The sequence below is a fragment of the Micropruina sp. genome, assembly GCF_047606665.1.
GTDB lineage: Bacteria > Actinomycetota > Actinomycetes > Propionibacteriales > Propionibacteriaceae > Micropruina.
In genome coordinates this window covers 1-14,771 of record NZ_JASGEF010000053.1, presented here as the reverse complement: position 1 = coordinate 14,771, position 14,771 = coordinate 1, and the positions used below count along the sequence as shown (strand labels likewise).

At 71.1% G+C, this 14,771-nt stretch carries 11 protein-coding genes and 1 pseudogene; 8 read left to right on the top strand and 4 right to left on the bottom strand.

Going from position 1 to position 14,771, the window contains the following annotated elements:
• The first annotated feature begins 120 nt into the window (after positions 1 to 120).
• Positions 121 to 1,101, top strand: a complete 981-nt coding sequence (locus QM619_RS12705) for a sugar-binding domain-containing protein (protein ID WP_415109134.1) — start codon at positions 121 to 123, stop codon at positions 1,099 to 1,101.
• Here QM619_RS12705 and QM619_RS12700 read toward each other — a convergent pair.
• Entirely contained in the window at positions 1,085 to 2,488 is a 1,404-nt protein-coding gene (locus tag QM619_RS12700; RefSeq protein WP_415109131.1) for a GntP family permease, read from the bottom strand. The two genes, QM619_RS12705 and QM619_RS12700, sit on opposite strands and share 17 nt — an antisense overlap.
• A gap of 232 nt (positions 2,489 to 2,720) precedes the next feature.
• Here QM619_RS12700 and QM619_RS12695 point away from each other — a divergent pair, with 232 nt between their 5' ends.
• Positions 2,721 to 3,239, top strand: coding sequence for a VOC family protein (locus QM619_RS12695; protein WP_415109128.1), 519 nt, complete (start codon positions 2,721 to 2,723; stop codon positions 3,237 to 3,239).
• A gap of 78 nt (positions 3,240 to 3,317) precedes the next feature.
• On the opposite strand, the gene QM619_RS12690 is transcribed toward QM619_RS12695, so the two are convergent.
• Positions 3,318 to 4,112: an AraC family transcriptional regulator gene (locus QM619_RS12690; protein ID WP_415109125.1), complete on the bottom strand. Its 795-nt coding sequence runs from the start codon at positions 4,110 to 4,112 to the stop codon at positions 3,318 to 3,320.
• 76 nt (positions 4,113 to 4,188) lie between these two features.
• Here QM619_RS12690 and QM619_RS12685 point away from each other — a divergent pair, with 76 nt between their 5' ends.
• Genes QM619_RS12685 through QM619_RS12670 form a run of 4 tightly spaced genes read left to right on the top strand, consistent with a single transcriptional unit; the run spans position 4,189 to position 8,298 of the window.
• Positions 4,189 to 5,292: a FecCD family ABC transporter permease gene (locus tag QM619_RS12685; RefSeq protein ID WP_415109122.1), complete on the top strand. Its 1,104-nt coding sequence runs from the start codon at positions 4,189 to 4,191 to the stop codon at positions 5,290 to 5,292.
• Entirely contained in the window at positions 5,289 to 6,362 is a 1,074-nt protein-coding gene (locus QM619_RS12680) for a FecCD family ABC transporter permease (protein WP_415109119.1), read from the top strand. Before QM619_RS12685 ends, QM619_RS12680 begins: the two co-directional genes overlap by 4 nt.
• Complete coding sequence (locus QM619_RS12675) at positions 6,359 to 7,216, top strand: ABC transporter ATP-binding protein (protein WP_415109116.1); 858 nt, start codon at positions 6,359 to 6,361, stop codon at positions 7,214 to 7,216. The genes QM619_RS12680 and QM619_RS12675 overlap by 4 nt, the downstream gene beginning before the upstream one ends.
• A 29-nt stretch (positions 7,217 to 7,245) precedes the next feature.
• On the top strand, positions 7,246 to 8,298 hold the full coding sequence (locus QM619_RS12670) for an ABC transporter substrate-binding protein (RefSeq protein ID WP_415109113.1): 1,053 nt from the start codon (positions 7,246 to 7,248) through the stop codon (positions 8,296 to 8,298).
• A gap of 228 nt (positions 8,299 to 8,526) precedes the next feature.
• On the opposite strand, the gene QM619_RS12665 is transcribed toward QM619_RS12670, so the two are convergent.
• Together QM619_RS12665 and QM619_RS12660 are read right to left on the bottom strand one after the other, a co-directional pair.
• On the bottom strand, positions 8,527 to 10,257 hold the full coding sequence (locus QM619_RS12665) for an ABC transporter ATP-binding protein (protein ID WP_415109110.1): 1,731 nt from the start codon (positions 10,255 to 10,257) through the stop codon (positions 8,527 to 8,529).
• On the bottom strand, positions 10,254 to 11,975 hold the full coding sequence (locus QM619_RS12660; protein WP_415109107.1) for an ABC transporter ATP-binding protein: 1,722 nt from the start codon (positions 11,973 to 11,975) through the stop codon (positions 10,254 to 10,256). The genes QM619_RS12665 and QM619_RS12660 overlap by 4 nt, the downstream gene beginning before the upstream one ends.
• 234 nt (positions 11,976 to 12,209) lie before the next feature.
• Between QM619_RS12660 and QM619_RS12655 the strand changes: the two genes are divergently transcribed.
• Both QM619_RS12655 and QM619_RS12650 read left to right on the top strand, forming a co-directional pair.
• The gene (locus QM619_RS12655) at positions 12,210 to 14,084 is read left to right on the top strand and encodes an SIP domain-containing protein (protein ID WP_415109104.1); all 1,875 of its coding nucleotides are present in this window, start codon (positions 12,210 to 12,212) and stop codon (positions 14,082 to 14,084) included.
• Positions 14,085 to 14,179: 95 nt separating this feature from the next.
• Positions 14,180 to 14,771, top strand: a pseudogene (locus QM619_RS12650) (excinuclease ABC subunit UvrA); the annotation flags it as partial.

Here is a 14,771-nt window from a genome sequence, read left to right as displayed (position 1 = left end):
CTGCCCGGAACCATCGCCGTCGTGCAAGCTCGGTGGGGATCTCTCATCCGCGTCGTGGGTGTCGACGCCGGGCGCGTGGCCGGGGCACGATGGGGCTGGTCAGCTGGCATGAGGAGGACGATGGAGCCCACCGGAGTGCGAGAGATGCGGCGCCACGAGCGTCGGCTCCGCGAGGTTGCGGAGCTGTACTGGGTCGAGCGTTGCTCCCAGGCGGACATCGCCGAGCAGCAGTCGATCAGCCGCGCCACCGTCTCCCGGATGCTGGAGGAGGCCCGCGAGCGCGGCATCGTCCGCTTCCACCTCGCCGACGCGCACGATCGGATGCCGGAGTTGGAGGAGGCGCTGCGCGCCCGCTGGAGTGCCGCCGGACGCGGCGTCCGGTTCCGGGTGGCGTTGCAGTTCAAGCGGAATCTCGCCGAGGACGACTACGTGCTCGGCAGGGTCGCCACCCGCGCCATGGCGGCCGAACTGCGGGCGCGCGATCGGCGCACCGTGGCCGTGGCGTCCAGCCGGACGATGGCGCCGGTGGTGCCGTTCGCTGAGAGCTTGGGTCCGCTGGAGCGGGTCAGCGAGTTGCTCGGGGTGTCTACTCGGAGTGCGTCGGCGCCGGTGGGAGAGCAGTTGGCGGTCGCCACCGGCGCCGGCTATGACGCTATCGCCAGTCCGTTCGTCCACCGCGAGGTCGAGCGTGCCCAGGCGGCGCGCCGGTCGGTCGAGTTGGCCGGTGCCCTGGGCCGCGCTCGGCGGGCGTCCGTGGCCCTGGTCGGGGCGAACTCGACGCAACGCTTCGACGGCACCGGCGGCTACTCGCCGGTGCCGTCCGGTCTGCTCGCCGAGGGCGCCGAGCGGGGTGCGGTCGGGCACGTCTGCGGATGGTTCCTGGACGCCGCCGGCGCGCGGGTGCCGAGTTCCCTGGACGAGCTGCGGGTCGGCATCGAGCCGTCCGAGTTCGTCACGATCCCGCACCGCGTGCTGCTGGCTTGGGGTGTGGCGAAGGCCCCGATCATCGCCGCCGCGGTCGCCGCGGGCCTGTGCACCACCGTGGTGACGGACGCGACGACCGCGCGGGCCCTGCTCGATCCGGTCAGCTCGGCAGGATGAACCACAAGGTGGTGGTGATCGCCATGCAGATCAGTCCCATGATGGTGACGCCGACCGTCCAGGTGCGCAGCATGGTGATCTCGCTGATCCCGAAATAGCGCGACAGCACCCAGAATCCGGCGTCGTTCACATGAGAGAGGCAGACGCCACCGGCGGAGATCGCCACCGCCAGCAGCGCCACATGAGTGGCGCCGACCTGCGTGAGGTCGACCGAGGTGGCCAGCAGTGCCGCCACTGTGGTTACCGCCGCCGTGGTCGTCCCAAGGGTGGCTCGCAGCACGACCGCCAGCACGAAGCCGAACAGCAGCAGCGGCACGTGCAGGTCCTCGAAGGTCTTGACCAGGGTCGCGCCGATGCCGGCCGCGCCGATCACGCCGCCGAAGGCGACACCGCCGCCGGTGGACAGCACGATCTCGCCGACCGGCCGCAGGCCGATCCGGCCCACCTCGGTGAGGCCGGTGACTTTGCGCTCGTCCTTCGGTAGAAGGGCCACATAGGCCACCACGGTGGTGATGATAAGCGCGAACTCCGGGGTGCCGACGAATCGGAGAATGTCCCGGATCACCGCACCTGCGCCGTCCGCGCCGGTGAAGGTCTGGGCGATCGTGGCCGCAAGGATCAGCACCACAGGCAGCAGCAGCACGCAGACCAGGCGGGTCAGCAGGTTCGGCACGGTGGTCTTGGTGACCAGATCAGGGTGGCCGCTGGAATGCTTGCCGCCGACCCGGTCCTCTTCGCCCAACTCCAGCAGCCCGCCTTTGGCATCGATCAACCGCACCTGCCGATAGGCCCACAGGCAGCCGACTACCGCGCCGGGCAGCATCGACAGCAGGCCGAATGCGACCAGCAGGCCGAAGTCGGCGCCGAGCGCGGAGGCCACCGCCACCGCGCCGGGGTGCGGCGGGATCACCGCGTGCACGGCGAGCGCAGAAATGGCCATCGGCAGAGCGAAATAGGCGACATTGCGGCCGGCCTGCTTCGCCACCGCGATGGCAACCGGGGCCAGCAGGATGACCGCGGTGTCGAAGAAGATGGTGCTGCCGACCAGCAGGCCGGCAAGGGAGAGCGCCAGTGCGCCGCGTTTCGCGCCGACGAGCTTCAGCAGTCGCAGGCCGAGCAACTCCGAGCCGCCGGAGCGGGAGATGATCTCGCCGACGATACAGCCCAGGCCGACCAGTGGCAGGACGTGGGCGAGCGACGGGCCCAGCGCGGCGGCAAGCACGTGCAGCATGCCTTTGTCGCCCACCAGCGGGATGCCGAAGACGAGCCCGAGCACGATCGCGACCGACACCATCGCGATGAACGGGTGAACTTTGAATCGCACGATCAGCAGCAACAGCGCGCCGATGCTGATCAGGATCGAGATGACTGCGAACGCAAATTCCATGGATACGGCTCCTTTGCCTTGCCCGGCCACCGGCCGCGGTAAGTCAACGGCCTCAGGCCACCGGCTGGCGAGCGCGACCCCCGGAATCGCGCCCAAGTCGGGCAATCTGCACAAGTTGGCGGCGATTTCGGCAAGAGTCCTGGCGGTGCGGCATGGTTCGGACACCATGAGGGGCAACCGGGACGGGCAGTCTGGCTCGACGACGAGCAGCCCGGCTCGAGGAGAGGAAGTGATGGCACCCACCGCCTACCTGCATCATGTGGCGTTCGTGGTCTCCGACCTGAACAAGACACGGGAGTTCTACGTCGACCTGCTCGGCTTCGAAGAGATCCACCGGCCGACCGACTTCATCTTCCACGGCGCCTATTTCAGGCTCGGCGACGCCGAGATCCACGTCGTTCGGGAGAAGACGCCCGGACGGCTGCGGGACAACGCACCCAACTGGGAGACCGACGAACTGCAGACCGGGCTGGTGCATCACATCGCGATCATGGTCGATGACTGGCGGCCGCTGCTGGCCGCCGTTCAGGCGCGCGGCATGGACCGAGTCGGCGGCTTCCGGGTCCGTGACGACTTCGTCGAGCAGGTGTACATCGCCGATCCGGACGGCAACATCATCGAGCTGCTGCAGCAGCACGACGAGGCGAGCGGACGCCGCCGCCGACAGCAGATCTACGACGAAGGCATCGCCGTCCCGGTGGCGCCCGGCTATCCGCTGATCGATCCGCGGGAGCGTTACGGCGAGCCGTGATCCTCGGCGTCCCTGTCCAGCGGCACGCCGAATTGTGGGCGGCCTGGCGCGGCGCGGACGGGGAGGTGGGGCCCGGATTCAGCCGATCAGCAACTCGGACTCGGCGTACGCTTTCGGCGTCTTCCCGAAGTGTCGCCGGAAGGCGATGATGAAACCGTTGGTGCTGGTGAAGCCGACCTGTTGAGCGACCCCACAGACCAGATGTCCGCGGGCCAGCAGGTCCACCGACAGGTTCAGCCGAAGCCGGGTTCGCCATTCGGAGAAGTTCAGCCCGGTCTCGTTGACGAAGGCGCGCCTCAGGGTGGTTGCGCCGACGTGCAGATGGCCGGCCCAATCGGCCACCGTGCGCTGGCAGCGCGGCTCGGCCCGCAAGCCTGCGGCGACGGCGCGGGCAGCCGCGGTGCGAGGCTCCGGCAGCGGCAGCCGAGGCTCCGTGAGCAGGGCGGAGAAGACCGTCGCACCAGGGTCCGCGCCGCCGCGCAGGCCGGCCAGCAGCAAGCGGCGGCGCCGGGTGGTGATCGCCACCGGGGTTGCCGTGGTGAACGGCAGCGGCCATTGCGAGGCCTCGAAGTTGATCGGCTCCACCATGCTGTCCGGGTCGAATCGAGCGGAGTGCCACACGCCTGCGGGAAGCCACAGGCCGGACTCCGGCGACAGAAGATGGGTGGTGCCATCGGCGCAGACGTGCGCGCGGCCGACCGGGACGAAGAGGAATTGGTGGAAGCTGTGCCGGTGGGCGTCGTGACCCTCCGCGCTGACGTCGTCGTCCGACAGGAACCTGAAGCCCGCGTCGCTCGGACGGAGGTCGACCGCCAGCGCGGAACCTGCTCGGTGAGTTGGACCGGCTGAGAAGACCGTTGTATCGGCGCTCATAAGGCGAGGCTAACCTAAGTCGCGGTCGTCGTTCGCTGGTGTCCGGCGAGCTCACACGGTGCGGGAGGGCATCCCATTGAGGTTCGCGCGTCGCGGAAGCGTCACCGAGTGGTTCCCGGACGGGCCGGGAGCGGGCCGCGGACACGGCGAGGATGCGGCGGCCAGGGAACCGGAATTGCCGCGGGCCCGGTTGGCCAGGTCCGGCGCGATCCTTCTGGGTGGGCTGGCCCTGACCTTCGTCGTCCTCGTGCTGAGCGTCGGGCTCGGGGCTCGTGACATTTCCCCGGCCGAAGTCGTCTCGGTGCTGCTGCATCCCTACGACGACTACTACAACGCGCACGTCCTGTGGACCGAGCGCATCCCCCGCACCCTGCTCGGGGCGCTGGTCGGCGCGGCACTGGGGGCGTCCGGCCTGATCATGCAGGCACTGACGTTGAACCCGCTGTCCGATCCGGGGATCCTCGGAGTCGAGGTCGGCGCCTCGTTCGCCGTCGTGGTCGGCATCGTGGCCTTCGGCATCGGCGATCTGCACGGCTATTTCTGGTTTGCGCTGCTCGGCGCCGGAGCGACCGCAGCCCTGGTGTACCTGGTCGGCACCCGAGCCGCCGGCGGCTCGGCGATCGGGCTGGTGCTGGCCGGGGCAGCCGTGGCGGCGCTGCTGGCCTCGGCGATCTCCCTGCTGGTGGTTCGGTCCGCGTCCACCGCGGCGAGCCTGCGGTTCTGGTCGGTCGGCCAACTGACCGGCCGTGCCGAGGTGCTGCCCGAGGTGACCCCCTTTCTGGCGGCCGGCCTGCTGCTGGCGCTTCCGCTGGGCCGCACGCTCAACATCCTGGCCCTCGGTGAGGACGCCGCGGCCGGCTTGGGCGTCCGGGTGGGTCGGGCGCAGTTGCTCTGTGCCGGCGTCGCGGTGCTGCTGTGCGCGGCCGCCACGGCCGGCGTGGGCCCGGTCGCCTTCGTCGGCCTGGTCGGCGGACATCTGGCCCGGATGCTGGTCGGTGCCGACCACCGGGCCTCGCTGCCGGTGGCGACGGTCGCCGGCGCGGTGCTGCTGTTGAGCGCCGACGTCGCCGGACGCCTCGCACCCGGCTCCGGCGAGTTGGAGGTGGGGATCACCACCGCGGTGATCGGCACGCCGTTCTTCATCTGGCTCGCCCGGCGTCCGAATCTGGTGACCCTGTGACGGCGGGAGCGACCGTGGTCGGGGCCGGCGGCGACGTCCGAGAGCGGACGCGTGCCGCTATGCGCGCCGCCCGGCGTGCCGACCAGCGGCGCGCCGTCGGCTGGATCGTCGGCCTGGCGGCCGGCCTGGTGCTGCTGCTGGGGGCCTCGATCCTGTTGGGCGGCTCGGCCAGCATCGCCTGGTCCGAGATCCCGCCGGCGCTGCTGGGGCGTGGTCGGCGGCTGGCCCGCTATGTGGTCTTCGAGACTCGGCTGCCACGGGCGCTCGGTGCGGCGCTGAGCGGGGCTGTCTTCGGGCTGGCCGGGCTGTTCTACCAGCGGGTGATCCGCAACCCGCTGGCCACGCCGGACATCATCGGCATCTCCTCCGGCGCCAGCGTCGGCGCGGTCGCCGTCATCGTGCTGACCCCGAGTGCCGGGTTGGGCGTGCAACTGGCTTCGATGCTCGGGGCGACGGCGATGATCGCCCTGGTCGGGCTGCTGAGCTGGCGCGACGGGCTGGATCCCTACCGGGTGATCCTGATCGGGATCGGGATGAGCGCGGTCGCCTCCGCCGCCACGACCTATCTGCTCACCCTGGCGTCGCTGCAGGGCACCGAGATGGCGACCCGATGGTCGACGGGGAGCGTGGCGGGCCTGACCTGGCCAGAGGTGGCGCTGCTGGCGGGGCTGGTGGCCGCGGGCGGGATCGCAGCCGTGCTGTTCGCTCCCGGCCTGGCGGGCATCAGCCTCGGCGACGACCTGGCCCGCGGCCTCGGGACCCGAGTGGGGCAGGTGCGGATCGGCGTCCTGGTCGCCGGGGCCGCACTGGCGGCGCTGACCACCAGCGTGGTCGGGCCGATCGCGTTCGTGAGCCTGATCTGCGGCCCGATCGCTGCGCGACTCGTGCCGCGCGGCCCGCAGGCGGCGCTGACCATGCTGCTGGGAGCCGTCCTGGTGGTCGGCGCGGACACCCTGGCCCAGAACGCCCCGCTCATCTCGCCGGTTCCGACCGGGGTGCTGACCTCCGTCATCGGAGCACCGGTGTTCATCTGGCTGATGCTGCGCGACCGGACGGAAGCAGCGCTGTGACCGCCGACCGGACGCATCGCGGGCCGGCGACCACGGCCGGCGGCGGCGCTGAGTTGCGCGCCGAGTCGATAGCGGTCGGCTACGGCGAACACGTCGTCATCCCCGACCTGAGCCTGACCCTGCTGCCTGGCGCGGTCACCGCGCTGATCGGGCCCAACGGCTGCGGCAAATCGACCCTGCTGCGGGCGCTGGCGCGGCTGCTGGGGCTGCGTTCCGGGTCGGTGCTGCTGGACGGTCAGGACATCCACCGGTTGCCCACCAAGCAGGTGGCCAAGCGGCTGGGCATCCTGCCGCAGTCCCCACGGGCGCCCGAGGCGATCACGGTGGGCGACCTGGTCTGGCGGGGGCGGCATCCGCACCAGCGCCTCGGTCAGCGACGCACCCGCGCCGACGAGGAAGCCGTGCTCGACGCGCTGGACGCCACCGGCAGCGGCGATCTGGTGGCTCGCCGGGTCGACTCGTTGTCGGGAGGGCAGCGGCAGCGCGTCTGGATCTCGATGGCACTCGCCCAGCAGACGCCCTACCTGCTGCTGGACGAGCCGACCACTTTCCTCGACATCGCCCACCAGCTCGAGGTGCTGGACTTGCTCGTCGACCTGAACCGCAGCCGGGGAACGACCATCGTGCTGGTCTCGCACGACCTGAACCAGGCGGCACGCTACGCCGACGTCGTCGTGGCGATGGCCCAGGGACGGATCATCGGGCAGGGGCCTCCGGCCGACATCGTCACCGCCGACCTGGTCGCGCGGGTGTTCGACATCGCCGCTGAGGTGATCGCCCATCCGGTCACCGGACGGCCGCTGGTGCTGCCCCTCGGCCGGCACGACCGTGCACCTGCCCCCGACATCCCTTGACCAACCGCTATCACCTATGGAGGAAGAAGATGCGAACCGAACACCGCACCGGCCGGAGCCGGCCCCGGAAGCGCACTGTGTCGCTGTTGGCGGGAGTCGTCGCGGCCCTGCTGACCGCCTGCTCACCGGCCGCCGTCCCGTCGCAGACCGCGGCGTCACCGAGCAGCTCGGTGGATTCGATCTACCCGCTGGTCCAGAAGAACGCCTGGGGCAGCACCGAGTTGCCGAGTCGTCCCACCAGGGTGGCCGTCGTCTCGGGCGGGGACCGGGACATCGCCTACGCGCTCGGCCTGACGCCGGTCACCCAGCCCGTCTACCCCGGCGCCTACGTCTCCGAGTACGTCGGTGACGCGGAGAAGAAGCTCGGCATCACCAATCCGGTCAGCTACGACGCGACGGACGGCACCGACTTCGAAGCGATCGCCGAGGCCGACCCCGAGGTCATCCTGGGTGTCAACCACTACTCGATGGACGACGACTACGCCAAGCTGACGAAGATCGCGCCGGTGGTCACCACCTCCACCAAGGACGAGATCGACACCCTCACCTGGGACGCTCGGGTCCGCCGGGTCGCCGAGGCCCTCGGGCTCCAGGAGAAGGGGGAGGAGGTGATCGCTGCCGCTCGCAAGGTGGCGACCGATGCCGCCGCTGAACATCCTGACTGGAAGGGGAAGACCTACACCTACGTGGTGGTCCACCCGAGCCAGCTCACCTACGCGTCCAACTCCGACGCCGACGCGGGGGTCTTCGAGGATCTCGGCCTGGTCAAGGCACCGAACGCGAAGAACTACAACGCCAAGAAGGACGCGGTCAGCCTGGAGAACGTCGACCAATTCGACGCCGACCTGTTGCTGATCAGCTACCCGTTCGGCAACGAGGGCGTGATCTCGCGGTCCGCGCTCCAGTCCAACAAGCTTTGGCAGGCCATTCCTGCGGTGAAGGACGGCCGCTGGGGCGTGGTGGACGCCGAGAGCGGCCTGGCCTCCGACGTGGCCTACCCGTCGGTGCTCGCCTACCCGTGGGTGGTCGAAAAGATCGTTCCGCTGCTGGTGGACGCAGCCGCCGGCAAGGGCGGCGCCTGACCGCCCGCTGGTGCTGAGGAAGCGCTGACCAGGACGGCGTCTCGCTGGTTGAGCTTGTCGAAACCCCTTGCCACGGGGTCTCGACAAGCTCGACCAACGGAGGAGCAGGTCTCGACAAGCTCGACCAACCGACGAGCAGGTCTCGACAAGCTCGACCAACCGACGAGCAGGTCTCGACAAGCTCGACCGACGGCCGATCAGCGCCTCCCCCAAGCGCCCGGAGGAAGTTCAGCCGACGGTCACGACGCCGTCGACCAGGCTGATCCTCCGCGGTGCGCGTCCGATCGAGTCGGGCCGGTGGGCGATCACGACGACGACCCGGTCATGGGACAGTTCGCCCAGGGCCCGCTCGATCCTCCCGGCGGTGACCGGGTCGACCTCCGCGGTCGCCTCGTCCAGGATCAGCACCGACGGATCCAGCAGCGCCACCCGCAGCAACGCCACCAGCTGGCGCTCGCCGGCCGAGAGAGCCGAGCCGTTCTCGCCGACGGGGGTGTCCAGTCCGGTGGCCAGCCGGTCCAGCCAGTCGGCCAGACCAAGCCTCCGGGCGATCCGCTGGGCGTGGGCGCGTCCGGCGGCGTCCATCGAGACGCCCGGCGCGAGGGCCAGATTGTCGGCGATCGAACCGGTGGTCAGCACGACCTCCTGCGGCACCAGGACGAGCTGCCGCTCCCGGTCCCTGGTGGATGCCGCGGCGACGTCCGTCCCGCCGAGCAGGACCCGACCGGTGTGCGGTCGGTAGAGGCCGGCGAGGATCTTGGCCAGAGTGGACTTTCCGGACCCGGTCGGGCCGACCAGGGCCACGCGTTCCCCGGGGTCGAGCCGCAGGGTGACACCGCGCAGGGCGTCGCGACCCGGACGGTATGAGTAGCCCACATCCTCGACTTCGAGGGCTCCACGGACCAGCGGAACGCCGTCGGTCACCGTCGGGCAGGTGCTTTCCAGGAGTGCGAACACCCTGGCCAGACTCGTCCGGGCCGCCCGCAGTTCGCCGATGTCGAGCACCAGCGTCTCGATGTCGGAGAAGGCCGAGCGGGACGCGAACAGGAAGACCATCGCGCCGCCGACGCTGAGCAGCTGCTGCTGGACCCCCCAGCCCGCGAACAGCAGGACGACGATCACGGTCAGGCCGCCGGCGGGACCGAGCCCGCTCAGCCAGCGGTCGGTGCGCACCTCGGTCATCCGGGCGGCCAGCAGCCGCCGGTTGTCCTGCGCCAACCGGGCGACGACCCGCCGCCGTGCCCCCAGCATGGCGATCTGCTCGCGCGCGGCGACCACCTCGGCGACCGTCGCCGACATCCCGGCCTCGGCCGCGGCCACCTCCTGATAGGTCGCCGAGGCGCGACGCGCGAAGGCGGCGCCCAGCAGCGCCGCCGACAATACCGCCGTGGCCAGCAGCACCACGGCCAGCGGCCAGGAATAGCTGACCAGCAGACCGATCGTGACCACCAGCAGCACCGCCGAGCTGAGCAGCTCGGGCAGCGTCGAACCGACGAAGTCGGACAGATTGGCGATCTCGCCGGTCATCCGGCGCAGCAGGTCACCACGGCGATGGGTCTCCAGGAAGCGCAGTTCGGCGTGCGCGACTCGCGAGGCGGCCGCCTCGCGCAGCGTCCGCACCACGCGCTCACCGACCGCGACGACCAGATAGCTGCCCCAGGCCGAAAGGACCCAGCCGGTGAGCGCGAAGACGGCGAAGAGACCGGCGCCGCGGAGTGCGCCGGGCAGGTCGGCGGCGATGATGGCGTCCGTCACGGTGCCGATGGCATTGAGCCCGGCGACCCCGCACCCGGCAGCCGCCGCGGTCACCGCGGCCGAGCCGAGAATGCGGGACCGGCTGCCCGCCAGCCAGGGCATGGCACGCCGGACCATGCGGTGCTCGTCCGGCCGGTCGGAGAGCGTCGCGGCCCCGGGACGCGGGGCATCGGCGGCGTCGGTGTCGATCTGGGTCGTCGTCATCGCAGCCGCCCCAGGTCGAGGACGAGGTCGGCGGCGTCCGCCACCGACGGGCGATGGCTGGCCCACAGCACGATGTGCCGGTGGGTCGCCGCACGCATCCTGGCCAGCAGCTGGGCCTCGGTGTGGGCGTCCAGGGCGGAGGACACGTCGTCGAGCAGCAGCACCGGCCCCGGCCGCAGCAGGGCGCGGGCGATCGCTAGACGGGCCCGCTGCCCGCCCGACAGTTGCGCACCGCGTTCACCGACGGCGGTGTCCAGCCCGTCCGGCAACTGTGCGAGCACCTCGTCGAACACCGCGGCGTGGCAGACCTCCAGCAACCGCGATTCCGGTACGTCTCGCGATCCGGCGCCGAGCAGCAGGTTGTCCCGGACCGATCCGTGCAACAACAGCGGTTGCTGCGGAACGAGGGTGATCGCCGGAGCGCGCCCTTCGACGTCCAGCGCGGTCAGGTCGTCCTGGTCGAGGCTGATCGTCCCGTCGGCCGGCACGGCTCCCATGATGGCGGCCAGCAGGGTCGACTTGCCGGCACCGGTCGGCCCGGTCAGCAGGCACCAGTGGCCGCGCTCGACGGCCGCATGCACCGGTCCGGCCTGCCACCCGGAGCGGCGGACCAGGAGACCGGCGAGCCGGAGCCCGTCCGGGGACGTCGGGTCCGCCATGGGCCCGCCGCGTCCGTCGGCGGTGCTGCCGGACGGCTGCCGGCGTAGCCGGAGGACGGCCGCGATCCTTTGCGCGGCGGCGAGGGCTGCGCTGTGTTCCCCAAGGCGGCTGGTGGCGGCCGTGGTGGCGCGTTCGACGGTGCCCATCCACATCGCGAAGGTGGCTATCTGTCCCACCGCGAGTCCGCCGTACAGCGCCGACCAGGAACCGATCACCAGGCCGGCGGCGACGCCGAGCTGGGGCAGGGCCTGGCTGCTGGACGTCCACAGGGCGCGGAGCCGAGCGACGGACAGCCGGCTTCGGGTGATCTCGGCGCTGGTGGCGTGGTGCCGTTCGAGCAGCCGGTGCTGGCCGCCGAAGCCCCGGACGGTGAGCGCGGTGGCGAGCAGCTCGGCGACCTGTTGGCTGCGGCGGCCCTGCGCGGTGGCGAGGCGCGCCATTCGGGGCCGGTCGGCGCGGGGGAACCCGATGCTCACCACCAGCAGCAGGGCGGCACAGGCGGCGGTGACGGCGAGCAGGCCGGGGTCCATCGCAAGGATCGCCGGAACCAGCACCACCACGGTCGTCGCGATCACGATCCAGGTGGCCAGGCCGTGCAGCCAATGCAGCACCGTGTCGACGTCGTCGACCACCCGTTCGACGAAATCGCCGACGCCGTCGAAGGCTTCGGTGCGGGCCCCGTGTGTCGCGCCGATCGCGACATCGAGCATGGTCTCCCGGAGGTCGGCGGCGATCCTCATCTCGGACGCGTTGGCCCACCAGATCCAACCGCACAACCCGACGAACTCGACCACGACGGCAACGGTCAGCACCGCGCACCAGTAGGACAGTGCCGCCAGGTCGGCGCCGACGACGCCCTGGTCGATGGCCTGACCGATCAGGTAGGGGATCGCCAGGAAGGCGAGCTGCCGGACCATCGAGCAGGCCATCGCGGCGGCAAGTGGCCCCGACGCCCGTCGCAGACAGGCCCGCAAGAGTGGTGCGGCACTGGTGGGCCAGGCGGCGGAAGCTGTCGGGGTGCGGCCGTCCGAATGCGCGGCGAGCGTCGGGCTTGGCACGGTGTTCTCCTCGTGGGCCGGGCTGCGGGAGCGGAGGCCGACGGCCGGCTCTGCCCTGATCTGCGGCCACGCTAGGACGGGCTCGGGTGCGCCGGTGAAACTGGCTGACTCTCCTGTGCAAGGCAGAGTTCGGCACGGGTCGTTGAGTTGGGTGCCGAGGACTCCGCGATGACTGCCGAGCGCGGTCGGCCGCCTAGGGTGGGGGTCGACCCGCCAGCGCTCACAGGAGTTTGCATGCCTCGTACCTGCCGCGAACAGCGGACCTTCCCGATCAATGTCCGACGCCTGAGGGTCGCCAGGATCGTCGACCTGAGCCCGGGGCTTCGCCGGATCACCCTCACCGGGGAACAGCTCGGCGCCTTCTCCACCGAGGACGGAATCGCCGTGCCGCCGCTGCGCAGCGAGGGTTTCGACGACCACGTGAAGGTGATCGTGGCCGGTCCCGGCCAGGATGCGCCGGTTCCGCCGATCCAGGTGCCCGGCCACTTGAACTGGGCTCCGCCGGGGGGCCGTCCGCACGCCAAGGACTACACGCCGCGCCGGTGGGATCCGGTGGCCGGAGAACTCGACCTGGAGTTCGTCCGGCACGGCGACGGTGCCGCCGCGCGGTGGGCCGAGACCGTCGCAGTGGGCGATCCGGCCTGGATCGCGGGGCCGAAATCGTCGGCGCTGTTGCCGACCGGGATCGACTGGCTGCTGGTCGCCGGGGACGAGACCGCTCTCCCGGCGATCGGGCGATTGCTCGACGAGGTGCCGGACGACCTGCCGCTGCGGGTGCTGATCGAGGTGCCGGACGCCCGGTACGAGGTGCCGCTGCCGCAGCGGCCGCTGGCGGTCGTCCAATGGGTGCATCGCGGTGCCGCCGCGCCGGGCACCTCCGGCGTGCTGGCAGACGCCGTCCGGAACCTGGCCTGGCTGGACGGACAGGTGTACGCGTGGGTGGCGGGCGAAGCCTCGACCATCAAGCCGATCCGGACCCATCTGAAGAACGACCGCCTGCTGCCACGGGAGCAGTTCGAGGTCACCGGGTACTGGCGACGCAGCGAGCGGCACGCCGTCGCGGACACCGGCCCCGTCCCGCCTGGTCACGACATTGCAGACGTGGCCGACGACGAACCGGACGTGCACGAGCAACTGCACCGGCTCGCCGACCTGGTCGGGCCGTACGCGTTGCGGGCGGCGGTCACCTGCGGGCTGATCGAGGCGCTGGACGGGCAGACGTCCGCCCTCGACGAACTGGCTGAGGCGATCGGCAGCCACCGGCCCACCCTCGAGGCGCTGGTGCGGGTGCTGGTCGCCCGTGAGGTGCTGGAGGAGGTGGCCGATGCCGCCGGCCCGGCGCGCTACGGGTTGGGGCCGATCGGCCAGGAGATCGCCGAGGACGAGCACTCTTTGCAGGAGTACCACCTGGACGGTGCCGTCGCCGCACGCGATCTGGTCATCGGCGGGCTGCGGGGGACGCTGGCCGACGGCCGCGCCGCGGTCGGCGCCGATGGGCGGAACCTGGCGGCCCGGCTGGCCGGCGATCCGGCACTGGCAGCCGACTGGTGGCGGGCGGAGCAGGACCTGTTCCGCTGGCCGGCGCCGTCGATCGCCGAGCGCTACGACTGGTCACAGCACGACGCGGTGGCCGGATTGGGGGTGCGCTCGGTGGAGGCGGTGGTCGCGATCGCCCGCGCGCATCCGCGGATCCGGCCGATGGTGGTGGACCTGCCGTCGCAGCGCGCCGGGGTGGAACCGGAGTTGCTGGTGCCCGATCTGGCCGGACGCCTGGAGTGGGTCGAGCAGGCGCCGCTGACGCCCCCTGCGGACGGCGGCACTGTGCTGCTGATGGTGCAGGCGCTGGAACGCCTTGCCGACGAGGACGCGGTCGCCGTAGTCCGGTCGCTGCTCGGCGGAGGACCGCGGGAGATCGTCCTGGTCGAAGAGGTCTCCGACGAGCTCGCGCACGAGGAGGAGTTCGCGGAGGCGGATCTGCTCGCCCGGTGCGCCTTCGGCGTCGGGATCCGCTCTGCCGACCGGGTGGCCGGGCTGCTGTCCGCCGCCGGCGCATCGACCATCGAGGTCGTCGACATCGGCTGGGACCGCAGGCTCTTCAGCATTCGCTAGAAGCGAAGCCAGCGTCGCCTGGGACGCCGAAAGGGCCCGGTTCTCCGAGGGCTGAAGAACCGAGGCGACGCGGATCGAGGCTAGGGTTCATCGGCATGGACGACCAGGACGCGAACGACCGAATCCGGGTGATCGGGGCCACCACCAACAACCTGTGTGAGGTCAGCCTCGACATTCCGAAGAAGGCGCTGACCGTCTTCACCGGCGTCTCCGGCTCCGGCAAGTCGTCCCTGGTGCTCGACACCGTCGCGGCCGGCGCGCAGCGGTTGGCGAACGATTCCTATCCGGCCTTCCTGCGGGCCCGGTTGCCGCAACTGCCGGCGCCCGACGTCCAGGCGATGTCCGGGTTGACCTTCACCGTGCTGATCGACCAGCGCCGGTTCACCCCGAACGCCCGGTCCACCGTCGCGACCGCCACCGACCTCGCCCCATTGCTGCGGCTGGTCTTCTCCAGGGCGGGCGTGCCGTCCGCGGGCTATTCGGCGTCCTATTCGTTCAACGATCCATTGGGCATGTGCCCGGCCTGCGAAGGCATCGGCACGGTCGTCGACATCGATGTCGACGAGCTGATCGATCTCGACAAGACCATCGACGAGGGGCCCGTCCGGTTCTCGAACTTCCGGCCCGGGGTGTACCGCTGGAAGCGGTTCGCCTACTGCGGCTTCTTCGATCGGTCGAAGAAGCTGC

Bases quoted from the DNA above. Each gene is read 5' to 3' on its own strand.
- QM619_RS12705 (WP_415109134.1), top strand. From the start codon at position 121: ATGGAGCCCACCGGAGTGCGAGAGATGCGGCGCCACGAGCGTCGGCTC.
- QM619_RS12700 (WP_415109131.1), bottom strand. From the start codon at position 2,488: ATGGAATTTGCGTTCGCAGTCATCTCGATCCTGATCAGCATCGGCGCG.
- QM619_RS12695 (WP_415109128.1), top strand. From the start codon at position 2,721: ATGGCACCCACCGCCTACCTGCATCATGTGGCGTTCGTGGTCTCCGAC.
- QM619_RS12690 (WP_415109125.1), bottom strand. From the start codon at position 4,112: ATGAGCGCCGATACAACGGTCTTCTCAGCCGGTCCAACTCACCGAGCA.
- QM619_RS12670 (WP_415109113.1), top strand. From the start codon at position 7,246: ATGCGAACCGAACACCGCACCGGCCGGAGCCGGCCCCGGAAGCGCACT.
- QM619_RS12665 (WP_415109110.1), bottom strand. From the start codon at position 10,257: ATGACGACGACCCAGATCGACACCGACGCCGCCGATGCCCCGCGTCCC.
- QM619_RS12655 (WP_415109104.1), top strand. From the start codon at position 12,210: ATGCCTCGTACCTGCCGCGAACAGCGGACCTTCCCGATCAATGTCCGA.